The sequence below is a fragment of the Paucibacter aquatile genome (assembly GCF_002885975.1).
GTDB classification, from domain to species: Bacteria; Pseudomonadota; Gammaproteobacteria; order Burkholderiales; family Burkholderiaceae_C; genus Paucibacter_A; species Paucibacter_A aquatilis.
This window is the reverse complement of the sequence record NZ_POSP01000001.1, coordinates 52,216-74,413: the sequence shown is the minus strand read 5'-3', so window position 1 is coordinate 74,413 and position 22,198 is coordinate 52,216. Positions and strand designations below refer to the sequence as shown.

At 64.9% G+C, this 22,198-nt stretch carries 23 protein-coding genes and 2 tRNA genes; 4 read left to right on the top strand and 21 right to left on the bottom strand.

Annotated features, from left to right (window positions below; genetic code table 11):
• Positions 1 to 120: 120 nt before the first annotated feature.
• The 3 genes from C1O66_RS00410 (at position 121) to C1O66_RS00400 (ending at position 3,736) form a co-directional block, all read left to right on the top strand.
• Positions 121 to 1,635, top strand: coding sequence for an AMP nucleosidase (locus C1O66_RS00410; RefSeq protein WP_102766562.1), 1,515 nt, complete (start codon positions 121 to 123; stop codon positions 1,633 to 1,635).
• Positions 1,636 to 1,701: 66 nt separating this feature from the next.
• Positions 1,702 to 2,925 carry a GGDEF domain-containing protein gene (locus C1O66_RS00405; protein ID WP_102766044.1) on the top strand — a complete coding sequence of 408 codons (1,224 nt, stop codon included), beginning with the start codon at positions 1,702 to 1,704 and terminating at the stop codon, positions 2,923 to 2,925.
• A gap of 94 nt (positions 2,926 to 3,019) precedes the next feature.
• On the top strand, positions 3,020 to 3,736 hold the full coding sequence (locus tag C1O66_RS00400) for a GNAT family N-acetyltransferase (RefSeq protein ID WP_207795872.1): 717 nt from the start codon (positions 3,020 to 3,022) through the stop codon (positions 3,734 to 3,736).
• Here C1O66_RS00400 and C1O66_RS00395 read toward each other — a convergent pair.
• Together C1O66_RS00395 and C1O66_RS00390 are read right to left on the bottom strand one after the other, a co-directional pair.
• Positions 3,726 to 4,700, bottom strand: a complete 975-nt coding sequence (locus C1O66_RS00395; RefSeq protein ID WP_243392647.1) for a diguanylate cyclase — start codon at positions 4,698 to 4,700, stop codon at positions 3,726 to 3,728. The genes C1O66_RS00400 and C1O66_RS00395 overlap by 11 nt on opposite strands.
• Positions 4,697 to 9,706: a CHASE domain-containing hybrid sensor histidine kinase/response regulator gene (locus tag C1O66_RS00390; protein ID WP_102766043.1), complete on the bottom strand. Its 5,010-nt coding sequence runs from the start codon at positions 9,704 to 9,706 to the stop codon at positions 4,697 to 4,699. The genes C1O66_RS00395 and C1O66_RS00390 overlap by 4 nt, the downstream gene beginning before the upstream one ends.
• Positions 9,707 to 10,127: 421 nt before the next feature.
• Here C1O66_RS00390 and C1O66_RS00385 point away from each other — a divergent pair, with 421 nt between their 5' ends.
• Entirely contained in the window at positions 10,128 to 10,472 is a 345-nt protein-coding gene (locus C1O66_RS00385) for a hypothetical protein (protein WP_102766042.1), read from the top strand.
• A 62-nt stretch (positions 10,473 to 10,534) separates the two neighbouring features.
• Here C1O66_RS00385 and C1O66_RS00380 read toward each other — a convergent pair whose 3' ends face one another.
• From C1O66_RS00380 to rpsN, 19 genes are all read right to left on the bottom strand, one after another.
• Positions 10,535 to 11,434: an acyltransferase gene (locus C1O66_RS00380; RefSeq protein ID WP_102766041.1), complete on the bottom strand. Its 900-nt coding sequence runs from the start codon at positions 11,432 to 11,434 to the stop codon at positions 10,535 to 10,537.
• Positions 11,435 to 11,718: 284 nt separating this feature from the next.
• Positions 11,719 to 11,795 (bottom strand) — tRNA-Met (locus C1O66_RS00375).
• Between the two features lie 110 nt (positions 11,796 to 11,905).
• A tRNA-Met gene (locus C1O66_RS00370) sits at positions 11,906 to 11,982 on the bottom strand.
• 38 nt (positions 11,983 to 12,020) lie between these two features.
• The gene (dsbD, locus tag C1O66_RS00365) at positions 12,021 to 13,883 is read right to left on the bottom strand and encodes a protein-disulfide reductase DsbD (protein ID WP_333780352.1); all 1,863 of its coding nucleotides are present in this window, start codon (positions 13,881 to 13,883) and stop codon (positions 12,021 to 12,023) included.
• Positions 13,884 to 14,194: 311 nt separating this feature from the next.
• A complete protein-coding gene (gene rplQ / locus C1O66_RS00360; protein ID WP_102766039.1) occupies positions 14,195 to 14,584 on the bottom strand; it encodes a 50S ribosomal protein L17 in 390 nt (129 codons plus the stop codon).
• Between the two features lie 151 nt (positions 14,585 to 14,735).
• Positions 14,736 to 15,722: a DNA-directed RNA polymerase subunit alpha gene (locus C1O66_RS00355; protein WP_102766038.1), complete on the bottom strand. Its 987-nt coding sequence runs from the start codon at positions 15,720 to 15,722 to the stop codon at positions 14,736 to 14,738.
• A gap of 138 nt (positions 15,723 to 15,860) precedes the next feature.
• A complete protein-coding gene (gene rpsD / locus C1O66_RS00350; RefSeq protein ID WP_102766037.1) occupies positions 15,861 to 16,484 on the bottom strand; it encodes a 30S ribosomal protein S4 in 624 nt (207 codons plus the stop codon).
• Between the two features lie 246 nt (positions 16,485 to 16,730).
• Positions 16,731 to 17,135, bottom strand: a complete 405-nt coding sequence (gene rpsK, locus C1O66_RS00345; protein ID WP_058721926.1) for a 30S ribosomal protein S11 — start codon at positions 17,133 to 17,135, stop codon at positions 16,731 to 16,733.
• Between the two features lie 29 nt (positions 17,136 to 17,164).
• The gene (gene rpsM, locus C1O66_RS00340; protein ID WP_102766036.1) at positions 17,165 to 17,530 is read right to left on the bottom strand and encodes a 30S ribosomal protein S13; all 366 of its coding nucleotides are present in this window, start codon (positions 17,528 to 17,530) and stop codon (positions 17,165 to 17,167) included.
• Between the two features lie 34 nt (positions 17,531 to 17,564).
• The gene (gene rpmJ / locus C1O66_RS00335; protein ID WP_056194202.1) at positions 17,565 to 17,678 is read right to left on the bottom strand and encodes a 50S ribosomal protein L36; all 114 of its coding nucleotides are present in this window, start codon (positions 17,676 to 17,678) and stop codon (positions 17,565 to 17,567) included.
• Positions 17,679 to 17,737: 59 nt separating this feature from the next.
• Positions 17,738 to 17,956, bottom strand: a complete 219-nt coding sequence (infA, locus tag C1O66_RS00330; RefSeq protein ID WP_009855680.1) for a translation initiation factor IF-1 — start codon at positions 17,954 to 17,956, stop codon at positions 17,738 to 17,740.
• Positions 17,957 to 18,005: 49 nt separating this feature from the next.
• Complete coding sequence (secY, locus tag C1O66_RS00325) at positions 18,006 to 19,316, bottom strand: preprotein translocase subunit SecY (RefSeq protein ID WP_102766035.1); 1,311 nt, start codon at positions 19,314 to 19,316, stop codon at positions 18,006 to 18,008.
• A gap of 20 nt (positions 19,317 to 19,336) precedes the next feature.
• Positions 19,337 to 19,768 carry a 50S ribosomal protein L15 gene (gene rplO / locus C1O66_RS00320; protein ID WP_102766034.1) on the bottom strand — a complete coding sequence of 144 codons (432 nt, stop codon included), beginning with the start codon at positions 19,766 to 19,768 and terminating at the stop codon, positions 19,337 to 19,339.
• Between the two features lie 26 nt (positions 19,769 to 19,794).
• Entirely contained in the window at positions 19,795 to 19,977 is a 183-nt protein-coding gene (gene rpmD, locus C1O66_RS00315) for a 50S ribosomal protein L30 (RefSeq protein ID WP_102766033.1), read from the bottom strand.
• Positions 19,978 to 20,000: 23 nt separating this feature from the next.
• On the bottom strand, positions 20,001 to 20,519 hold the full coding sequence (gene rpsE / locus C1O66_RS00310; protein ID WP_102766032.1) for a 30S ribosomal protein S5: 519 nt from the start codon (positions 20,517 to 20,519) through the stop codon (positions 20,001 to 20,003).
• An 18-nt stretch (positions 20,520 to 20,537) separates the two neighbouring features.
• Complete coding sequence (rplR, locus tag C1O66_RS00305; RefSeq protein ID WP_102766031.1) at positions 20,538 to 20,903, bottom strand: 50S ribosomal protein L18; 366 nt, start codon at positions 20,901 to 20,903, stop codon at positions 20,538 to 20,540.
• 11 nt (positions 20,904 to 20,914) lie between these two features.
• The gene (rplF, locus tag C1O66_RS00300) at positions 20,915 to 21,448 is read right to left on the bottom strand and encodes a 50S ribosomal protein L6 (protein WP_102766030.1); all 534 of its coding nucleotides are present in this window, start codon (positions 21,446 to 21,448) and stop codon (positions 20,915 to 20,917) included.
• A 19-nt stretch (positions 21,449 to 21,467) separates the two neighbouring features.
• Positions 21,468 to 21,863 carry a 30S ribosomal protein S8 gene (gene rpsH, locus C1O66_RS00295; protein ID WP_102766029.1) on the bottom strand — a complete coding sequence of 132 codons (396 nt, stop codon included), beginning with the start codon at positions 21,861 to 21,863 and terminating at the stop codon, positions 21,468 to 21,470.
• A gap of 25 nt (positions 21,864 to 21,888) precedes the next feature.
• Positions 21,889 to 22,194: a 30S ribosomal protein S14 gene (rpsN, locus tag C1O66_RS00290; RefSeq protein WP_102766028.1), complete on the bottom strand. Its 306-nt coding sequence runs from the start codon at positions 22,192 to 22,194 to the stop codon at positions 21,889 to 21,891.
• Positions 22,195 to 22,198 lie beyond the last annotated feature (4 nt).

The window sequence follows — 22,198 nt, the reverse complement described above, 5'->3', positions numbered from 1 at the left end:
GCCGGGCGCTGAACGATCTGGCCCTGGGTCGCGGAGAGGTTGAGGCCGTGCTGGCCGGGGCCACAATCAAGGCCGATGGCGCAGCGCCTCGGCCGCGCCCAGCCCGCCCGACCCAAGCCCATGGACTCACTGTTCTTCGCGCCCCAGACCTTTGATCAGGCCGCCCCGGCCCTGGCCTATGTGCAGCAGATCTACCAGGCCGGCCTGCAGCAGCTGCGCCGCGCGCTGCAGGACTTTCTCGCCGGGAAAGACATCGCCCCGGTGCGCGCCTGCTACCCCTTGCTGCGCCTGCGCGTGGGCAGCAGTGCCCGCGAGCAGCGCCAGGTCTCGCGCCTGGCCTACGGCTTTGTGGCCGGCCCCGGCGTGTTTGAAACGACGCTGACCCGCCCCGAGCTGTTTGCGCGTTACTACCTGGAGCAGTTCGAGCTGCTGCTGCAGAACCACGGCGTGGAGCTGGAGGTCTGCAGCAGCAAACAGCCCATCCCCTTGCACTTCGCGCTCGACGAGCAGGCCAGCCTGGACAGCCATCTGGCGCCCGAGCGCCGCCGCCTGCTGCGCAGCCTGTTCGACTTCCCCGAGCTGGCCGATATGGACGACGGCATCGCCAACGGCACGCAAGAGCTGCCACCGGGCGCACCCCAGCCCCTGGCCCTGTTCACCGCGCCGCGGGTGGATTACTCCCTGCACCGCCTGCGCCACTACACCGGCACCAGCCCCGAGCACTTCCAGAACTTCGTGCTCTTCACCAACTACCAGTTCTACATCGACGAGTTCGTCAAACTGGGCCAGGCGCTGATGCGCGAGCGGCCTGACCCGGCCCGCCCGCATGAGCTGGACGACTGCATCGCCCTGGTCGAGCCAGGCAACCGCGTCACTCGCCGCGTGGGCCTCAGCGCCGAGGACGCCGACGCCCTGGGCCAGCTGCCACCGCGTCTGCCGCAGATGCCGGCCTACCACCTGATCCGGCGCGACCGCAGCGGCATCAGCCTGATCAATATTGGCGTCGGCCCGGCCAATGCCAAGACCATCACCGACCATGTGGCCGTGCTGCGCCCCCATGCCTGGCTGATGCTGGGCCACTGCGCCGGCCTGCGCAACAGCCAGCAACTGGGCGACTATGTGCTGGCCCATGCCTACGTGCGCGAGGACCATGTGCTGGATGAAGACCTGCCGCTGTGGGTGCCCATCCCGCCCCTGGCCGAGGTGCAGGTGGCGCTGGAAACCGCCGTGGCCGACATCACCCAGCTCAGCGGCCTGGAGCTCAAGCGCCTGCTGCGCACCGGCACGGTGGCCTCCACCGACAACCGCAACTGGGAGCTGCTGCCCAAGACCCGCCACGGCGGCCCCGAGCGCCGCTTCAGCCAGAGCCGGGCCGTGGCTCTGGACATGGAGAGCGCCACCATCGCCGCCAACGGCCTGCGCCTGCGCGTGCCCTACGGCACCCTGCTCTGCGTCAGCGACAAGCCCCTGCACGGCGAAATCAAGCTGCCCGGCATGGCCGACCAGTTCTACCGCGCCCGCGTCGACCAGCATCTGCAGATCGGCCTGCGTGCCGTCGAACTGCTGCGTCAGGGCTCGGCGGCGCAGCTGCACAGCCGCAAGCTGCGCAGCTTTGCCGAGGTGGCCTTCCAGTAGAGAATCAGGCCAGCTGCCTGCAGGCAACACCCCCTCCACAAGAACACCACCAGCCTCGAAAGCACCATGCTGTTTGACAACCCCACGCTGTTCAATCTGCTTCTGGTGCAAGCCCTGGCTGCCGCGCTGATCCTGCTGCTGCTGACCGGCTGGCGGCCCAGCCCGGCCACCCGCTGGGCCCAGGGCTTTGCCGTGGCCCAGGCCCTGGGTTGGCTGCTGATCGAGGCCAGCGCCAGCCTGCCCGAGCTGGCGCGCGGCCTGCACAGCCTGGCCATGCTGGCCTTCAGCGCCAGCCTGAGCCTGCTCTGGTGGGTGCTGCGCCTGTGGCTCACGCCGCGGCCCGGGCGTTGGTTGATGCTGGCGGCGCCCGTGCTACTGAGCCTGGGTTATGCCATCCATTTTCACGACAGCGTGCCCTTCCGCCTGGCCTGGAGCCAGGGCTGGCTGGGCCTGCAGTGCCTGATGCTGACGCTGAGCCTGGCCCTGCCGAGGCCAGCGGCCGAGCTGCACCCGGCCCTGGCCCGCGCCCCGCTGGAGGCGCAGCCGGCCAGCCAGAACCTGCGCTGGCGCGCCCTGCTGCTGGCAGCGGTGTTGCCCATCGGCCTGATCTGCCTGGGCCGCGCCGGCCTGGCCAGCGCCGGCCTGATTGATGCCGGCAGCCTGGCCGGCCTGCACGGCGCCAGCGCCGCCAACAGCCTGCTCGGCCTGGCGGTGCACTGGAGCCTGACGGCCGCCCTGCTCGGCCTGGTGCTGGCCTGGCGCGGCGAGGTGGAAGCCGAACTCGCACGCCTGGCCCAGAGCGACCCGCTGACCGGGCTGGTCGATGCGCGGGCCTTTGCCAGCCGCTCGGTGGACCTGATCTCGATGGCGCGCCGCCACCAGGAGCCGCTGGCCCTGGTGCTGCTGGATCTGGACCACCTCAAGAGCATCAACCTCTGCCACGGCCAGGAGGCCGGCGACCGCGCCCTGGCCCTGTTCGGCAGCTGCATCCAATCGCAGATGCGCCTGGGCGACCTGGCCGGCCGCATCGGCCCCGAGGAGTTTGCGGTGCTGATGGCGCGTTGCGACGCCCAAGGCCCCGAGGCCCTGGACGGCCGCCTGCGCACCGCCCTGGCGCAGCGTGCACCAGCAGAGCTCGGCTTTGAGCTCGATTACAGCGGCGGCTGGGCCAAGCTGAGGCATGGCGACCGCGACATCGAAGACCTTAAACGCCGTGCCGAAACCGCGCTCTACGAGGCCAAACGCGGTGGCCGCGCCCGCCTGGAGGCCGAACCCGGGGTGGCCGACTGAGCCTGGCACGCCGCTTGCATGCAACTCGGGCAAACCCGGAGCGTCGTTCTCCGAGTTCCCGACCCGATCGCATGCAAGTCAAGGAGGCCAGGCCATGTTTTCCACCACGCTCTCTGCCAAACCCGCCGCCAGCGCCTACACCTCGCGCAGCGCCTTCACGGCCGCCGAGCCGGCGCGCAAATCCCTGACCGCCCACGCCCGCCAAAGCCTGGCCGGCCAGCAGGCACTGACCGTGCGCAAGATCGGCCCGCAAGACCTGCAGTGGCTGCCCGCTCTGTGCGACCTGCTGATCGACGGCGTGCACCGCGGCGCCAGCCTGGGCTTCCTGGCCCCGCTGTCGCGCTATGCCGCCCTGACCTACTGGCACGGCGTGTTCGCCCGCCTCGGCCCCCAGCACAGCCTCTGGATCGCCTGCGACAGCGAGCATGGCGACCAGGACGGCCACGAGCCCTGCGGCCCGCTGCAAGGCGCGGTGCAGCTCTCGCTGGCGCCCCACGGCAACGCGCACCACCGCGGTGAGGTGCAGCGCCTGATGGTGCACAGCCAGGCGCGCGGCCGAGGCATTGCCAGCCGCCTGATGTGCCGACTCGAGTGCACGGCCCAAGCCCAAGGCCGAAGCTTGCTGGTGCTGGAAGCGCCGGCGGCGTCGCAGGCCGAGGCGGTGTTCGTGCACCTGGGTTGGCAGCGCGCCGGCGAGATCCCCGACCACGAGGCCTGTGCCGAAGGCCGGCTGCATGGCTCGGCGCTCTACTACAAGCGCCTGAGCAGCGGGACGGAAGCCAGCCGCGAGGCCGGCCTGGCTACAGCGTGATGCCGCTGGCGCGGCGGCGCCCGCCCGATTTGGCCAGGTAGAGCTGCTCATCGGCCGCCACCACCAGCTCGGAGGGCCCGAGCGTGCCATGCGGCCGCAGCGCGGCCACCCCGATGCTGATGGTGAGGCAAGGCGCGACATCGGAATCGGCATGGGCGATGCCCAGGGCCTGCACCGCGGCGCCCATCTCGTCAGCCAGCGCCAGCGCGCCGGGCAGCTCGGTATCGGGCAGCACACAGGCGAACTCTTCGCCACCAAAACGGCTGAGCAAATCGGCCGGGCGCTTGAGCTGGGCCTTGAGCGTCGCGGCCACGCGGCGCAAACCATCGTCGCCGGCCAGGTGGCCGTAGCGGTCGTTGAAGCGCTTGAAGTAATCGACGTCGATCATCATCAACGCCAAGCTGCTGCCCTGGCGCCGCGCGCGCTGGAACTCGCGTGCCAGGCGTTCATCAAAATGCCGGCGGTTGTAGACACCGGTGAGGCCGTCGACAAAGACCAGCTCGCGCAGCAGATCGCTCTGCACCTTGAGCGTCAGATGGGCGCGCACGCGCGCACGCACCACGGCCGGGCTGAAAGGCTTGCTGATGAAATCGACGGCGCCCATGTCCAGGCCGCGGGTTTCGGTCTCGGCATCGCTGTGGGCGGTGACAAAAACCACCGGCAGCGCCGCCAGCTCCGGGTCGGCCTTGATTTGGCGACAGACCTCGTAGCCATCCATGCCCGGCATCTGGATGTCCAGCAGCAGCAGATCGGGCTGCTTGTCACGGCAGAGCTGCAGGGCCTGGGCACCCGAGGTGGCCATGAAGACCTGATGGTCCTGCGCGAACACCTGGTAGAGCGCCTGGATATTGGCCGGCTGGTCGTCGACGACGAGCAGGCGCGGTCGCCGGCCCAGCTGCTGCTGCAGATTGAAGGGCTCGGGCGAGGCGCCAGGGCTGCCCGAGGCAGGACTGGGCCAACTCACCGGGCGGCCCCTTCCGCCAGACCCGGTGCGGGCAGCAGCCCGTCGGTCAGCGCCAGCGCACGCTCAAAGTCCAGGGCCATGACGGCCGCTTCAAGCGGATCACGAACCGCAGCGAATCGGGAGGCATGGGTTTGCAGCATCTGGTTCAAGGTGTCGGTGGCGGCCATGTCGAAGTCTCGCAGCATCTGGCGCAGCTGCGCCAGCTCCGCCGCAAACGCTGCCTCGGCCGCGGCCGGGGGGACGGTTGCGCCATCAACAGCCACCGCCTCGGGGGCAACAGCCGCCGCGCCCGGCGCGGCCGCGGCCTGAGCGTGACGCGCCAGTTCATCGGCCAGCTGGCGCAGATCGGCACTGCCCCGCTCCAGCTGCTGCGCCAGACCCTGCAGCCAGTCGGGGTCCAGCGATTCGCCGCGCTTGAGTCGCTCCTCACCTTCGGCACCCAGCGCAGCCAGAGCTTGCGCCCCCAGGGTGGCCGCCAGGCCTTTGAGGCTGTGCAAGGCCATGCCCGCGGCGGCGGCGTCACCGTCGCTCAAGGCCTGCCGCAGCTGCGCTTGCAAGTCCTCGGCCGAGGGCCCGAAGGTCTGGGCCATGCGCTGGAACAGGGAGATCTTGCCCATGAATCGGTCCATGGCCGACTGCAGCTCGATGCCTTGAGCCAAGGCGCGCTGGCGCAGCTCGGCAGGCACGGCCAGGGTCGGAAAGCTGCGGGGCTTCCTGGAGGCCGCAACGGGCTCGGCCGCAGCAACCGGGTCTGCCGCCGACACGGGCGCGTCGGCCTGAGCCCCGGGCGCACGGGCCGGCGCGCACAGCTGCAGGATCAAGCGCGTCAGCGGCTCGAGATCGAAAGGTTTGCCCACATGTTCGTTCATGCCGGCGGCCAGGCATTCGGCCCGGTCCGAGGCCATGGCATTGGCCGTCATGGCCACGATGGGCAGCTCGCGCAGGCCCAACTGCTCGCGAATCCAGCGGGTGGCGGTGTAGCCATCCATCACCGGCATCTGCACATCCATCAGCACCAGATCGAAATCCCGCGGCCGCTCGCGCAAAAGCTCGACGGCGCGCTGGCCATGCTCGGCCAGGCTCACCCGCGCACCGGCGTCCTCGAGCAGCTCCTGTGCCACTTGCTGGTTGTTGAGGTTGTCTTCGACCACCAGCAAGCGCAAGCCCTGCAAGGCCTGCGATGGCGGGTCGGACCGTGGCAGCAGGGGCAGCGCAGCCGTTGCCTGCGGCGCAGCCCCGGCTCGCGGCGCCGCGTCGGCGCCATGCCCGGCATCCGCCAGCATGCCGGGGGTCAGGGGCTTGACCAGGCAGTCCTCCAGCAGCTCCGCGTCGGCGGCGCTGCGCTGGCCCAGTTGCTCGCGGCCATGGGCGCTGACCATGAGCAGCACGCGCAAGCCCTGCTGCAACTCGCGCATCCGGCGCGCGCAGGCCAGCGCATCCTGGCCAGGCATCTGCCCATCCAGCAAGACCAGGTCCAGCGCCTGGCCTTGCGCCGCCGCTTGCTGCAGCTGCAGCAGGGCCGCCTCACCGCGGTCGGCCTGAAGCACGGTCCAGCCGAGTGCGGTGGCCATGCGGGCCAGGACCGCCCGGGCCTCTTCGTGGTCGTCCACGATCAAGGCCCGCAAGACGCGGGCTGCCGCTGGCCCACCGGCAGCTTCGGCATCCGGCGGCAGAACGGGCAGCTGCAAGTTGAAGCTGAAGTGACTGCCGCGTCCCGGGGCGCTGTCCAGGCGCAATTCGCCGCCCATCAGCTGCACCAGGCGCTGGCTGATGGCCAGGCCCAGGCCCGTGCCACCGAATCGCCGCGTCGTCGAAGCCTCGGCCTGGGTGAAGCCGGAAAAGATCTGTGCCTGGTGCTCGGGCGCGATGCCGATGCCGCTGTCGCGCACCGAGAACTCCAGCTTCGCACGGTCCTGCGTCAAAGCCTGCAGGCGCAAGCCCAGCACCACCTCGCCCTGGGGGGTGAACTTGAGCGCATTGCCGCCCAGATTGATCAGCACCTGCTGCAGGCGCAGGGCATCGCCGAGCAGTTGGGCGGGCAGCCCGGGGTCCAGATCGAACAGCAACTCCACCGGCTTGGCGCCCAGATTGGCCGAAAGGATGACCGAGAGCTCGCGGAACAGGGGCTCCAGGCGGAAAGGCTGCGGGTCCAGCGTCATCTTGCCCGCCTCGACCTTGGAGAAGTCCAGGATGTCGTTGAGCAGACCCAGCAAGGAGCGGGCAGCCCCTTCGGTCTTGCTGGCGTAGTCCTGCTGGCGCTCGCTCAGAGGCGTCTTCTGCAGCAGCTTGAGCATGCCCAGGATGGCGTTCATGGGCGTGCGGATCTCATGGCTCATATTGGCCAGGAACTGGCTCTTTGCGCGTGAGGCGCTTTGCGCTTCTTCGGTGGCGCGCATCAGATCGGTGATGTCGATGCGGAAGCCGACCAGATGGCCATCGTCCATGCGCCGCTCGATCACGCGCACCCAGCGCTCGTCATCGAGCTTCTGCACCAAGGTGGCCTGGGCGACTCGATGTGCCGCCATACGCTCGGCCACCCATTCTTCGACGCGGCCGATGGCCTCGACATACTGGCCGCGCTCGGCTCCGCCCCGCACGATGGATTCGAAGCTGGCGCCGGGCACGATCAGATCGGCCGAGCGGGGGTACATCTGGCGGTATTTTTCGTTGCAAAAGACCAGGCGATCCTCGGGGTCGTAGAGCACAAAGCCCTCGTTGACCGCGTCGATGGAGCCGCGCAACAAAGCCTCGGCGCGGCGCACCTCGGCCTCGGCACGCTTGCGCTCGCTGATGTCCACATAGGTGGTGACAAAGCCGCCATCGGGCATGGGCGCGCCGCGCACCTCCAGGGTGCGGCCATTGGGTCGCGTGCGTTCGAACTGATGCAGGCTGGGATGGCGCGCGCGCTCGATGATCTGCTGCACGGTTGCCTCGACATCCTCGGCCTCACCGTACTCGCCACGCGCGGCATTGAAGCGAATGATCTGCTCGAAGGTGGTGTTCGGACCTGCGAACAGCTCATCCGGGAATTCCAGAAGACGCCTGAATTGACCGTTGTGAGCCAGGAGATTGAGGTCGGCGTCGAAGACGCTGAGCGCACAAGGCAGGTTCTCCAGCACGCTGCGCAGCACCTGGTTGGCTTGCCGCGTCTGCGCCTCGAGGGCGCGGCGCTGGGTGATGTCCTGGTAGGTGCCGAAGATGCGCAGCGCGCCCTGGTCATCAAAAGACGCCTCGCCGACCGAGCGCACCCACAGTTCGCGCCCCGTTCCTGTTCGCAGGCTCAACTCCAGATCCCAGGCTCGGCCCGACGCGGCCTGGTGGACCGCGTCTTGCAAGGCGCGACGGCCACTGTCCGACAAATGGGACAAGGCCAAATCCAGTGTCACTTCCGTGCCCAGAGGTACATCGTGCAGGCGGTAGGTCTGGTCGGACCAACTGAGCTTTTGCGTGTCCACCGCCAGCTCCCAGGCCCCCAATCCGGCCAGGCGTTCGGCCCGGTCCAGCACCACCTGATTGTTGAGCAGGCGCAGCGCCGCACGCTTGGCTGCGCTGATGTCGCTGCGGATGGAGATGTATTTTTCGATGCGGCCCTGGGCGTCAAAAATGGGCGCGATGATGCTGTCCACCCAGTAGAGCTGGCCGCTCTTGGCCATATTGCAGAGCTCGCCGCGCCAGCTGCGCCCGGCCAGCAGCTCGGCCCAGACGCCGCGCCAGAACTCCGGGCCATGTTGGCCCGAGTTGATCAGGCGGTGGTTGGCGCCCAGCAGCTCCTCCCGGCTGTAGCCGCTGATGCGGCAGAAGGCTTCGTTGACATCGATGATGGTGCCCGCCACATCGGTCACGGAGACGATGGAATGCTGGTGCACCGTCTCCAGCAACGAGCGGTTCTCGCCCAGCGCCCGGGCCAGATCGGCGGTTCGCGCCGCCGCCAGGGCTTCAGCACGCAGACGCCCGGAGATCAGCAGCCAGGTGGCAAACGCGAGGCTCAGGCTGAGCCCGGCGCCACTGACAGCGATCCACAAGGGCGCGCCGCGATGCACGCGCTGTTCAAAAGCCGGCGTGCTGACCAGTTGCAAGCGCAGACGCTTGCCGGCGAAATCGATGCGGCGCTCTTGCTCAAGAGACGGTCTCGCTGCGCGGGCCTCATTCGCAGCGCCGGTGGCCGATGCAAACAACAGATCCTGGGCTTGCGGGCCATCGTCGGCCAGCAGGCGGAAATCCAGCAATTGCTCTCCGACCTCGGCAACCCGGCCCAACAGCTCATCCGCCACCACCGGGGCATAGACCACGCCCACCAGTGCACGCAGGCGCTGCCCCTCGGTCTGTGGGTCGGCCCCACGCCGGTAGACCGGCACCATGAGCATGAAGCCGGGGCGCTTGGCCTCGTCCTGCAACAGGCTGATGCGGCCGCTCATGGTGTCCTCGCCCGTCAGCACGGCACGCTCGATGGCTTCGCGCCGCAGCGGCTCCTGGCCCAGGTCATAGCCCAGGGCCGCCAGGTTGTCACTCAAAGGTTCGAGGTACTTGATGACGTAGAGATCGGCCCATTGACCCGAGGTTCTCACCTGGAAATCCGGCATGCCGTCGGCACGCGCCTGGACCAGAAAGCGATCCAGATGCGGGCGCGGCACACGCTCGATGAAACCGAAGCCACGAATGCCCGGAAACTCCTGCGCCAGCTGGCGCGAATCCACATAGTTGCGGAAGTCGATGCGCGACACCTCGTCGCTGGCGGCGTAAACACCGCGCGCGCCCTTGAGCCCATAGATGGGCTGAAGCAGGCGGCGCTCAATCTCTCGCTCGATGCGGCCGGCGAGGCGGTCGAATTGCGCCAGCGCATCGCGCTCGGCCTGCTCCGCACTGCCCATGCTGAGCACGGCCGTCAAGGCCAAGCCAGCCAGCAGCAAGCCCAGCGCCGCCAAACTGGCACGCGGCCCGCCATGACGCAGCTGCCGTCGCAAGGCGGCGGCAAGGGCTGCACCTGAGAGCGGACGCAGGCCGGGCATGAGGGCAAGTTCGGGTGATGGACGCGCAAGCGGCGCGGGGCACGAGCTGTGCCTAGTGTAGAGATTCAGCGCACCCGCGCCAGCCCGGAGTAGCCGGGTTTCCTAGGCCATTCCCAGCCTTCAATGCATCTGCCAAAGACGATCCAACGCCCATGGCCAGCCTGAGCCCCCCCCCTTCGACCGAGACCGCAGCGCCTTCCTGGACGCGCGAAGGTCTCGCGCCTTCATCCCGTGTTCATGCGTCAGGGGCCAGACTGCGGCCCGTCCTAAGCCCTGCCGGGCGGACGCTCGTTGTGGCCGCTGTCCCGGCGCCACCCGCCCATTGATTTCGGAGCCATCCAGCATGAATCCTCTTCACCTGAATCACGCCTTGCCTACCACGCAAACCCCGCAGTCCCGGCGCACTGCATTGACCTTGCTCATGGCCTTGGGGAGCGCCGTCGCCCTGGCGCTTGGCGGCTGTGGCGGCACCAGCAGCAGCGGCTCTCTGACCGAGGTGGACGGGGTGCGCGTCAAGTCCACCATCGACCGGCCGGGCCTGTATGACGTGGACATCAACGGCATCGACTGCGATGTCACCATCGGTGAAGGCAACACCATCCAGCGCCTGCTGATCACCGGCGTGGGCAACACCGTTCGCATCCCGGCCAGCGCCAAGGTCGAACGGATCGAGTTCACGGGCAGCAAGAACACCGTCTTTGTACCCAAGGGCTTCAAGACCCAGGTGGACGGTGTGGGCTCCAACAACCACATCAAAGAACTCTGAGCCACCGCTTGCCGGTGGGACGGTGGGTCAGCGTCCCCTCGGACGTTCAGTGACATGCCGCATCAGCGCGGCGGCAGCAAGCCCTTCAAGACCTCGTCCTTGTCGGTCCATTGACGCTTGATCCACATCGAGATGCCGGCACGCAGGCGCTTGTCGGCCATGGGGTTGCCTCCCACCAGCTCGGCCGGAATCGGGCGTTGCTGCACCCGCACGACCACGGAGCCGCAGCGGCCGCAGAGCAGATCCCAGAAGCTGGGCGTTCCCTCGGGGTAGGCCAAGGTCACATCGAGCATGGCTTCGAACTGATCGCCCATGGTGGCCAGGGCCATGCTGAGCGCACCGACCTTGGGTTTGAGCAAATGCTCGTACGGGCTGTTCTGCTCCTGCTGCTTGGCAGCGCTGAAACGTGTGCCTTCGACGAAATTGATCACCGTGGTCGGGATGGTCTTGAAGCGCTCGCAAGCCTTGCGCGTGGTCTCCAAATCGTCCGCCTGGGAGCTGGCGTTGCGGCCGCGCTTCATGAAGGGGAAGTCGAGCGCCCACCAGGCCAGGCCGATCACCGGCACCCACATCAGCTCGCGCTTGAGGAAGAACTTCAAAAAGGGAATGCGGCCATGGAACACGCGCTGCAACACCAGGATGTCCACCCAGGTCTGGTGGTTGGGCGAGACCAGGTACCAGCCGCGCTCGTGCAGGCCGTCCATGCCCTGGACATCCCAGACCTGCGGATTCAAGGCGGCAATCCAGCCATTGTTGAAAGCCACCCAGCCGGCCGCGATGGCGTTCAGGGTGCGGTCACACAGGCGGCGCACCGGCAGCAGAGGCAGGATGAGCTTGAACAGGGCCGGCGGCATCATCAAGGCCACGCCGATCACGGTGTTCAGAGCCAGCAAGACGCTGGCAAGCAGGCCGCGCACAGGCGCCGGCAGCAGACGGAGGAGAAGATTCGAGGGCCGGGTCATCAATCAGGGTCGGTGGAGGGATCGGAGCTGCGAAATCAGCGCGGGCCGGCATTCTAGGTGCAAGCCTCTAAACAACCCGGCTGCGCCTGCTGACGGCGAAGCTCGCATCGTAGCCCCTGGGCATCCTTGGGCTTGTGTGACAGCGCAAAGAAAAGCACGGCTGTTGGGCGAGCAGCGGGCGCCGCGGCACCCGCGGAAGTGCGTCCGAATCCCAGTGCATCAGCCAGCAAAACGAAGGCACAAAGCAAAACGCCAACCTCACGGTTGGCGCTGCGACTTGATGGTGGTTGCGGGGGCAGGATTTGAACCTACGACCTTTGGGTTATGAGCCCAACGAGCTACCAGACTGCTCCACCCCGCGACTGATGGGTGATGAAAACAAAGGCCACCGAATTCGGCAGCCTTGCGTGTTTCATGGATCTTGCTGTCAACACGGGCGCCACTCAAAGCGGGCCGCACTGCACTGGTATTTGGTTGCGGGGGCAGGATTTGAACCTACGACCTTTGGGTTATGAGCCCAACGAGCTACCAGACTGCTCCACCCCGCGACTGAAGCTAGCAGTATAGCGCAGTTTCTGCCCTGGCGTCAAAGTCCAGCGGCAGAAAGCGAAGAAAGAAAGCGCTCGGCGTTCTGGAAGCCGATCACGCGCACCCCGGTCAGCTCCTGGCCTTGCGCGTCGAAGAAGATCGAACCCGGCGGGCCGAAGAGCTTGAAGCGCTTGAGCAGTTCGCGATCGGCCGCTGTGTTGGCCGTGACATCGGCCTTCAGCAGCAAGGCACCCGCCAGACGCTGGCGCACGGCCGGGTCGGAGAAGGTGAAGCGCTCCATCTCCTTGCAGGACACGCACCAGTCGGCATAGAAGTCCAGCATGACCGGACGGCCGGCCGTGGCCAAGGCGGCATCGAGCTCGGCCACGCTGTGAACCTTCTGGAAGTTCAAGCCGCCGACCGCCGGTGTGGCACCGCCGGCCTTGGCCTCAGCCAGACCCACGCCCGCCAAGGGCTTGAGCGGGTCGGTGCCGCCATTGGCCGCGCCCACCACCTGCAGCAGGCCGTAGGCAAACGCCAGCACGGCAGCCGTTTTGCGCAGCCAGGTGCGCGGGCGGTGCACGGCGTGCGCCGGTTCGAACAAGCCCAGCATCGAGGCGCTGCCAATCAGCAACGCGCCCCACAGCGCCTGTGCCAGCGCCGCCGGCAGCACCGGCTGCACGGTCCACAAGGCCACGGCCAGCAAGAGCATGCCGAAGAAATGCTTGACGCCGTCCATCCAGGCGCCGGCGCGCGGCAGCAAACTGCCGGCCGAAGCGCCGAGCAGCAGCAAGGGCACGCTCATGCCGCTGGCCAGGGCGAACAGGGCGCTGCCGCCCAGCACCACATCGCGCGTCTGGCTCAGGTAAAGCAAAGCGCCGGCCAGAGGTGCAGCCACGCAGGGGCTGACGATCAGGGCCGAGACGCCGCCCATCACGAAAACGCCAAAGATGTGGCCGGCAGGCAGGCGCTGCGAGGCCTGCGAAAGACCGCCGCTGAGGCTGCTGGGCAGGCTGATCTCGTAGGCGCCGAACATGGACAGCGAGAACAGCACCAGCGCGCCGGCGAAGGCAGCCAGCACCCAGGGCTTTTGCAAGGTGGCAGCCAGCCCCTCGCCGGCCAGACCGGCCGCAACGCCGAGCGCCGTGTAAATCAAGGCCATGCCCAGGGAATAGCTGGCCGCCAGCAAGAGGCCGCGGCCGCGCGTGGCTTTGCCGCCCTGCGCTTCACCGACAATGATGGAGGACAGAATCGGCAGCATGGGCAGCACGCAAGGCGTGAGCGACAGCAGCAAGCCGGCCACAAAGAACACCCCCACCACCGTCCAGAACTTGCCCGACTGCAGGGCTGCATCCAGCCGGTTGGACTCGGACACCGGTGCCGCATTGACAGCGCTGGCCGGCGCGGCCGGAACCACGTCTGCCACCGGGCTGCTTTGCGCGCCCGTCGCCAGTGCGCCCTCACCTGCGGCAGGCTTGACTTCATTGCTGCCACCGCCAAAAGCGGCCAGGCGCACCTGGAACTCCGAGCTCATGGGCGGATAGCACAGCCCCTTGTCGGCGCAACCTTGCCCGCCCACCAGCAACTTGAAAGCACCTGTCGCCTGTTCCACCGGCACCTTGACGACCAAGGCCTCACGGTAGATCTCGACTTCCTTTTGAAAGGTCTCGTCGAACTTGACCTTGCCTTTCGGGATGTCCAGCGCTGCCAGCTTCGCTTCTGCGGACTCGGCCTTGAACTGCTCGCGGTACATGTAGTACCCCGGCGCGATGTCGAAGCGCACTTCGACGCTGCGTTCATCCAGCGGCTTCACCGACAGCTTGAAGGCCTGCTCGGGATCCAGGAAATCGTCCGCGCGCACCAGGCCCGGCAACACCCAAAGGCCCAGCATCAGCAGCAGCCCAGCGAGGGGACGCCACAAGGACGTGAAGGAAGACAGACGCATCATGAGCAAGCGACACCCGGCGCCGTGGCCATGGGTGCTCCAAAGGTCAAAAAGGGTTTCAAAAGCACGGGGCCGAACTGCGCCGCCCGAAGTGCCATGCAAGGCGCCGAACTGTACGCCGAAAGCTCAAGGTGGCGCTCGCCCGGTGGTTCACAAGCAGTCGCTGCCACCGGGCTTGTTCGCGCTGCGCGCAAAAAAAAAGGCCAGCACGATGGCTGGCCTTCATTACCGAACAGAGCAAACCGAAACTTCAGTCCGCCTGCCCTGGCTGTGCGCAAGGGCTTGAATTACTCAGCCGCTTCGCCAGCGGTTTCGCCTTCAGCGCGATCCACCAGTTCCACATACGCCATGGGCGCGTTGTCGCCGACGCGGAAACCCATCTTCAGGATGCGGGTGTAGCCGCCCGGACGAGCCGCGAAACGCGGGCCCAGCACGTCGAACAGCTTGACGACCATGTCGCGGTCACGCAGACGGTCGAAAGCCAGACGGCGGTTGGCCACGGTCGGGACCTTGGCCAGGGTGATCAGGGGCTCGACAACGCGGCGCAGTTCCTTGGCCTTGGGGACCGTGGTCTTGATGGCTTCGTGTTGCAGCAGCGAGTTGCACATATTGCGCAGCATCGCCTTGCGGTGTTCGGAGGTACGGTTCAGCTTACGGAGGCCGTTACGGTGACGCATGGTGCTATTCCTTTCTCGATTAATCCCAGCAGCCGTATCAGGTACTGCCCGGGTGCACCGGGTGGCCGACACGGCCACCCACTTTCAAAAAAACTTCAGAGCCTGAGGCTGCCGCCGATTCGGCCAAAGCCAACGCTGCGGGATACGCCGATCAGCGCTTGTCCAGACCTTGCGGCGGCCAGTTTTCCAGGCGGGCGCCCAGAGTCAGACCGCGCGAAGCCAGCACTTCCTTGATTTCGTTGAGCGACTTGCGACCCAGATTCGGGGTCTTCAGCAGCTCGGTCTCGGTACGCTGGATCAGGTCGCCGATGTAGTAGATGTTTTCGGCCTTCAGGCAGTTGGCCGAACGCACCGTCAATTCCAGCTCGTCCACAGGGCGGAGCAGGATTGGGTCGAACGACGAGCTGCGCTGTGCAGGCTGGTCGAAATCAGGCACTTCGCTGCCTTGCAGCTGAGCGAAGACGGCCAGTTGTTCCACCAGGATCTTGGCCGATGCGCGGATCGCTTCCTCGGGCGAAATGGCGCCGTTGGTTTCGATCTCCATGACCAGCTTGTCGAGGTCGGTGCGCTGCTCCACACGGGCGCTCTCAACGGCGTAGCTGACGCGGCGGACGGGTGCGAACGACGCATCCAGCACGATGCGACCGATGGTCTTGGTCGGCTCATCGCCGTAGCGACGCATGGAACCCGGCACATAGCCACGGCCCTTCTCGACCTTGATCTGCATGTCCAGCTTGCCGCCTTGCGACAGGTGGGCGATGACATGCTCGGGGTTGACGATTTCCACGTCGTGCGGAGTCTGGATGTCGGCGGCCGTGACCGGGCCTTCACCTTCCTTGCGCAGAACCAGCGTCACTTCCTCGCGGTTGTGCAGACGGAACACCACGCCCTTCAGGTTGAGCATGATATGAACGACGTCTTCCTGCACACCGTCGATGGCCGAGTACTCGTGGAGCACCCCAGCGATCGTGACTTCAGTCGGCGCATACCCCACCATCGAAGACAACAGCACACGGCGCAGGGCATTGCCCAGGGTGTGGCCATAGCCGCGTTCGAACGGCTCCAGAGTCACCTTGGCGCGATGACCGCCCAGGGGCTCCACATTGATGGATTTGGGTTTGAGCAGGTTTGTTTGCATGAGGTCTTTCTTTCAATACCCTCGGTTCGTTACACCGATAAGGCTGAGGGACCAGCCGGGCCTTGCGCGTCTGCGCGTAGCCCAGACGAGGAAACGCCGACCATGCCCTTGCGGGCATCGTCGGCAAAAGAAGATCGATTAACGCGAGTACAACTCAACGATCAGCGATTCATTGATCTCAGCACCGAACTCGTCGCGATCGGGGGCCTTCTTGAAGACGCCTTCCAGCTTGGTGGCATCCACAGTCACCCAGGCCGGCAGACCGATGGACTCGGCCAGCTTCAGCGCGTCGATGATGCGCAGCTGCTTCTTGGCCTTTTCACGCACGGCGACCACGTCACCGGCCTTTACCAGGTAGGAAGCGATGTTCACGACTTCACCGTTCACGGTGATGCCCTTGTGCGAAACCAGCTGACGGGCTTCTGCGCGGGTGGAGCCGAAGCCCATGCGGTAGACGACGTTGTCCAGGCGCGATTCCAGCAGGGTCAGCAGGTTGACGCCGGTCGAGCCCTTGCGGCGCTCGGCTTCGGCGAAGTAGCGGCGGAACTGACGCTCCAGCACACCGTACATGCGCTTGACCTTTTGCTTCTCGCGCAGCTGCAGACCGAAGTCAGAGGTGCGTTGGCCGGAAGTGCGACCGTGTTGACCCGGCTTGGAGTCGAACTTGGCCTTGTCACTGATCGGGCGGCGGGCGCTCTTCAGGAACAGGTCGGTGCCTTCACGGCGGGAAAGTTTGGCCTTGGGGCCGAGGTAACGTGCCACTTTGCGTGTCCTTGATCAATCTGACGCCAGCCCACCCTCGAACGGTGGCACCCTGCGCGAGTCCGGCCAGTGTTTTTATCGGCTCAGACGGTGGTCTTCAACATTCAGCCTGGGCAGCGACGATGCGCTGTCAACAAGCCACAAACAAGCCCGAAGGCTTCAACAGAACCGCCGGCGCGGCACTTGCGTGCCCGCCGGCGATGAGTAACCGCAGATTATCGCAGAAAAGCGAGCATCCGTGGAAACTTAGATGCGACGACGCTTCTGCGGACGGCAGCCGTTGTGTGGCACCGGGGTCACATCGGAGATCGAGTTGATCCGGATGCCCAGAGCACCCAGGGCACGAACCGACGACTCACGACCCGGGCCGGGGCCCTTGATCTTGACGTCCAGGTTCTTGATGCCTTGGTCTTGAGCAGCACGGCCGGCCACTTCAGCTGCCACCTGGGCTGCGAAGGGGGTCGACTTGCGCGAACCCTTGAAGCCTTGGCCGCCGCTGGAAGCCCAGGACAGAGCGCCGCCTTGACGGTCGGTGATCGTGATGATCGTGTTATTGAACGACGCGTGAACGTGTGCAATGCCATCGGCAACGTTCTTGCGAACCTTCTTGCGAACGCGTTGCGCAGCCGAGTTATTGGGTGCTTTTGCCATCTTGACCTTCTTTCAATGCTTTGCGCAGATCACTTCTTGCCCGTAGCGGCCGACTTGCGCGGGCCTTTACGAGTGCGAGCGTTCGTGCGAGTACGCTGACCGCGCATCGGCAGACCACGGCGGTGACGGAAACCACGGTAGCAACCGAGGTCCATCAGGCGCTTGATGTTGATCGACATCTCGCGACGCAGGTCGCCTTCGATGGTCATGCGGCCCACTTCATCACGGATCTTTTCCAGATCAGCGTCGGTGAGGTCCTTGACCTTCTTGTCGAAAGGAATACCGCAAGACGTGCAGATCTTCTGAGCCGTCGTACGGCCAACGCCGTAGATCGAAGTCAGACCAATCTCAGTGTGCTTATGCGGCGGAATGTTGATACCAGCAATACGTGCCATGTGCGTCCTCTAATTCGCTCGTGTCGTGCAGCAATCAGCCTTGACGCTGTTTGTGGCGCGGATCGGTACAGATCACACGCACCACGCCCTTGCGACGGATGATCTTGCAATTGCGGCACATCTGCTTGACGGATGCCGAAACTTTCATGGTCTGCTCCTTGACCTACTCAAATGCGCTCACAGCGCGTAACCGGGGAAAAGAAAAGCTCACTTCGCCCGGAATACGATGCGAGCACGACTCAAATCGTACGGGGTCAGTTCTACGGTGACTTTGTCGCCGGGCAGGATGCGGATGTAATGCATCCGCATCTTGCCGGAGATGTGGCCGAGAACGACATGCCCGTTCTCCAGCTTCACACGAAACGTGGCATTAGGAAGATTCTCAAGAATCTCGCCTTGCATCTGAATGACGTCGTCTTTCGCCATGCCTTCGTTTCTGTTCTGATGGAAATTGATTAAACGTGGACTCAGCTTTTCAGCTGGCCTTGAAATTTGCCTTCTTCAGCAGCGATTCATACTGCTGGCTCATCACGTAAGACTGCACCTGAGCCCAGAAGTCCATGGTGACCACAACGATGATCAACAAGGATGTGCCGCCAAAATAGAAAGGCACGTTGTACTTCAAGGTCAAGAACTCTGGCAGCAAGCACACACCGGTGATGTAGATGGCGCCAGCCAGGGTCAAACGCGACAAGATCTTGTCAATATGCTTGGCAGTCTGATCACCCGGGCGGATACCCGGAATGAACGCACCACTCTTCTTCAGGTTGTCTGCAGTCTCGCGGCTGTTGAACACCAGAGCCGTGTAGAAGAAGCAGAAGAACACGATGGCAGCGGCGTAGAGCAGCACGTAAATCGGCTGTCCAGGCGCCACCATGCCAGCGAGATCTTTCAACCAGCGCAGGCCGTCACCGGTCGCAAACCAACTCACGATCGTGGTCGGCAGCAGGATGATGGACGACGCGAAGATCGGCGGGATCACGCCCGACATGTTCAGCTTCAGCGGCAGATGAGAAGACTGGCCACCGTAGACTTTGTTACCAACCTGGCGCTTGGCGTAGTTCACCAAGATCTTGCGCTGACCGCGCTCGACGAACACCACCAGATAGGTCACAGCCACGACGACTGCAGCCAGGAACAGGAAGGACACCGGGCCCATGGCACCTGTGCGAACCAGCTCCAACAAACCACCGATGGCACCAGGCAAGCCTGCAGCGATACCGCCGAAGATCAGGATCGAAATCCCGTTGCCCAGACCACGCTCCGTGATCTGCTCACCCAACCACATCAGGAACATCGTGCCGGCCACCAGGCTGGAGACCGCCGTCAAGCGGAAGCCGAAGCCCGGATTGACCACCAAGCCAGCCGAGCTTTCCAGCGCCAGAGCGATGCTCAGCGACTGGAACAAGGCCAGGCCCAGAGTGCCATAGCGCGTGTACTGCGTGATCTTGCGGCGGCCAGCCTCTCCTTCCTTCTTCAGCGCTTCCAACGACGGCACGACATAACCCATCAACTGAATCACGATCGAGGCCGAGATGTAGGGCGTGATGCCCAGCGCGAAGACGGTGAAGCGCGACAGCGCACCGCCCGAGAACATATTGAACAGGCTCAGGATGCCACCCTCCTGACCCTTGAAGAACTGCTGCAGCTGAGCCGGATCGATACCAGGCACGGGGATATGACCCCCGATGCGATACACGACCAGGGCCAGCAACAGAAACACAAGTCGACGACGCAGGTCGCCGAACTTGCCGCTCTTGGCCAGTTGGTTTGCGTTGGTAGCCACTGTGCCTTGTTCCTAAAGCTTTAAGCGACCGAGCCGCCGGCAGCCTCGATGGCAGCCTTGGCGCCAGCCGTCGCGCCCACGCCCTTCAGCGTGATCTTGCGGCTGATCGAACCCGACAGGATGACCTTGGCGTTCTTGGTCAGCTCAGGCACCAGGCCCACAGCCTTCAGCGTCATCAGATCGATCTCGTCGGCCACCAGGGCTTGCAGATCGTCCAGGTTCACTTCGGCGTTGAACTTCAACGAAGCCGACTTGAAACCACGCTTGGGCAGGCGACGTTGCAGAGGCATTTGACCGCCTTCGAAACCCACCTTGTGGTAGCCGCCTGCGCGCGACTTCTGACCCTTGTGACCACGGCCAGCGGTCTTGCCCAGACCGGAGCCGATGCCACGGCCCACGCGACGCTTGGCGTGCTTGGCGCCAGCTGCGGGCTGAATGGTATTGAGTTGCATGTGTAGTCCTCGGTTCGTGACGGTGCTTACAGCACCTGCACGAGATAGGCGATCTTGTTGATCATGCCGCGCACGGCCGGCGTGTCTTCCAACACGCTGGTGCTGTTCAGCTTGCGCAGGCCCAGACCCACCACGGTGGCACGGTGCGATGCACGGGTGCCGATGGGGCTGCGAACCAACTTGACGGTTACGGTTTTCTTGTCAGACATGTGTCTACTCCAATGCTGGCGAATCAGCCGAGAATTTCTTCGACCGACTTGCCGCGCTTGGCGGCGACTTCCGCAGCCGTCGTGGAGCGCTTCAGCGCGTCCAGAGTGGCGCGAACCATGTTGTACGGGTTGGTCGAACCGTGGCTCTTGGTCACGATGTCGGTCACGCCCATCACTTCGAAGACCGCGCGCATCGGGCCGCCGGCGATCACGCCGGTACCAGCTTGTGCGGGGATCATCATCACGCTGGCTGCGCCATGGCCGCCCACCACATTGTGGTGAATGGTGCCGTTGCGCAGGTCAACCTTGATCATGTTGCGACGGGCAGATTCCATCGCCTTCTGCACGGCGACGGGAACTTCCTTCGCCTTGCCCTTGCCCATACCGATGCGGCCATTGCCATCACCGACCACCGTCAACGCGGCGAAGCTCAGAGTACGACCACCCTTCACCACCTTGGTGACGCGGTTGATCGCGATCATCTTTTCCTTCAGGCCGTCGTCATTGCCTTCGGTCTGCACGCGGGGTTGAAACTTTGCCATTTCGAAATCCTTTTTGCGTCAGAACTGCAGGCCGGCTTCGCGGGCTGCTTCGGCCAAAGCCTTGACACGACCGTGATAGGCGAAACCTGCGCGGTCGAAAGCAACCTTCTCGATACCAGCAGCCTTCGCCTTTTCGGCGATGCGCTTGCCGATCAATGTGGCTGCAGCCACATTGCCACCCTTGCCTGCGCCGCCCAGTTGCTCGCGGACTGCCTTCTCGGCGGTCGAAGCGCTGGCCAACACACGGGTGCCATCGTCGGAGATGACGCTTGCGTAGATGTGCAGATTGGAGCGGAACACCGTCAGGCGAACGACGCGCTGCACCGCAATGCGGGCGCGAGTCTGACGCGAGCGACGGATGCGCTGTTCTTTTTTGGTCAACATGGCGCTGCTCCTTACTTCTTCTTGGTCTCTTTGAGAGAGACCTTCTCGTCGGAATAGCGGATGCCCTTGCCCTTGTAGGGTTCCGGCGGACGGAAGGCGCGCACTTCCGCGGCCAGTTGTCCGACGACCTGGCGATCCGCGCCCTTGATCAGAATTTCGGTCTGGGTCGGGCACTCAACCTTGATGCCAGCCGGCATGTCCTTCACCACGGGGTGAGAGAAACCGATCTGCAGGTTCAGCTTTTGACCTTGAGCCTGGGCACGGAAGCCCACGCCAACCAGGTTCAGCTTCTTTTCGAAACCCTTGCTCACGCCGTTGACCATATTGGCCACCAGAGCGCGAACAGTGCCGCTCATCGCGCCAGCGGCGGAGGAGTCGTCACGGGGAACGAAAGACAGCTGGCCGCCTTCATTCTTGATGGTCACGAGGCCGTTCAGGGGACGCACCAGCGTGCCCAGAGCGCCCTTGACGCTGACTTGGTCAGCAGTGATGGTCACATCCACTCCCTGGGGAATGGCGACCGGCATTTTTCCAACGCGGGACATTGTGTGTCTCTCCTTGCGCTTAGGCGACGTAGCAGAGCACTTCGCCGCCGATGCCGGCTTGACGTGCTTTGCGGTCGGTCATCACGCCCTGGGGCGTAGTGACAATCGCCACTCCCAGGCCATTCATGACCTGAGGGATGTCGTGGCGGCCCTTGTAAATGCGCAGGCCGGGACGGCTCACGCGTTCGATGCGCTCAATCACCGGGCGACCGGCGTAATACTTCAGCGCAATCTCCAGCTCGGGGCGAGCGGCTTCACCGCGCACTGCGAAACTGTCGATATAACCCTCGTCCTTCAAGACCTTGGCGATCGCGATCTTCAACTTGGAGGAAGGCATCACGACGCTGGGCTTCTCAACGCTCTGGGCGTTGCGAATGCGGGTCAGCATATCGGCGATAGGATCACTCATGCTCATTTGCGAAATCTCCTAATCGTGCCGATTACCAGCTGGCCTTGACGACACCGGGGATGTCGCCCTTGAAGGCCAGCTCACGAATCTTGTTACGGGCCAAGCCGAACTTGCGGAAGGTACCGCGGGGACGGCCGGTCAACGCGCAGCGGTTACGCTGACGGGTCGGGTAGGCGTTGCGAGGCAGCTTCTGCAGCTCCAGGCGAGCGATGTAGCGCTCTTCGTCCGACTTCTTCGCGTCGTTGATGATTGCCTTCAGTTCCGCGTATTTCTTCGCGTACTTGGCCACCAACGCATCGCGCTTCAGTTCACGTTGAATAAGTGAAGTTTTAGCCACGAGT

Coding starts and splice junctions, on each gene's coding strand:
- C1O66_RS00355 (WP_102766038.1), bottom strand. CDS start 15,722: ATGCAAACAAACCTGCTCAAACCCAAATCCATCAATGTGGAGCCCCTG.
- rplF (WP_102766030.1), bottom strand. CDS start 21,448: ATGTCCCGCGTTGGAAAAATGCCGGTCGCCATTCCCCAGGGAGTGGAT.
- rpsH (WP_102766029.1), bottom strand. CDS start 21,863: ATGAGCATGAGTGATCCTATCGCCGATATGCTGACCCGCATTCGCAAC.
- C1O66_RS00390 (WP_102766043.1), bottom strand. CDS start 9,706: ATGCCCGGCCTGCGTCCGCTCTCAGGTGCAGCCCTTGCCGCCGCCTTG.
- rplO (WP_102766034.1), bottom strand. CDS start 19,768: ATGCAACTCAATACCATTCAGCCCGCAGCTGGCGCCAAGCACGCCAAG.
- C1O66_RS00405 (WP_102766044.1), top strand. CDS start 1,702: ATGCTGTTTGACAACCCCACGCTGTTCAATCTGCTTCTGGTGCAAGCC.
- rplQ (WP_102766039.1), bottom strand. CDS start 14,584: ATGCGTCACCGTAACGGCCTCCGTAAGCTGAACCGTACCTCCGAACAC.
- C1O66_RS00400 (WP_207795872.1), top strand. CDS start 3,020: ATGTTTTCCACCACGCTCTCTGCCAAACCCGCCGCCAGCGCCTACACC.
- rplR (WP_102766031.1), bottom strand. CDS start 20,903: ATGTTGACCAAAAAAGAACAGCGCATCCGTCGCTCGCGTCAGACTCGC.
- rpsK (WP_058721926.1), bottom strand. CDS start 17,135: ATGGCAAAAGCACCCAATAACTCGGCTGCGCAACGCGTTCGCAAGAAG.
- infA (WP_009855680.1), bottom strand. CDS start 17,956: ATGGCGAAAGACGACGTCATTCAGATGCAAGGCGAGATTCTTGAGAAT.
- rpmJ (WP_056194202.1), bottom strand. CDS start 17,678: ATGAAAGTTTCGGCATCCGTCAAGCAGATGTGCCGCAATTGCAAGATC.
- C1O66_RS00380 (WP_102766041.1), bottom strand. CDS start 11,434: ATGACCCGGCCCTCGAATCTTCTCCTCCGTCTGCTGCCGGCGCCTGTG.
- C1O66_RS00385 (WP_102766042.1), top strand. CDS start 10,128: ATGGCCTTGGGGAGCGCCGTCGCCCTGGCGCTTGGCGGCTGTGGCGGC.
- C1O66_RS00410 (WP_102766562.1), top strand. CDS start 121: ATGGACTCACTGTTCTTCGCGCCCCAGACCTTTGATCAGGCCGCCCCG.
- rpmD (WP_102766033.1), bottom strand. CDS start 19,977: ATGTCTGACAAGAAAACCGTAACCGTCAAGTTGGTTCGCAGCCCCATC.
- rpsM (WP_102766036.1), bottom strand. CDS start 17,530: ATGGCACGTATTGCTGGTATCAACATTCCGCCGCATAAGCACACTGAG.
- rpsE (WP_102766032.1), bottom strand. CDS start 20,519: ATGGCAAAGTTTCAACCCCGCGTGCAGACCGAAGGCAATGACGACGGC.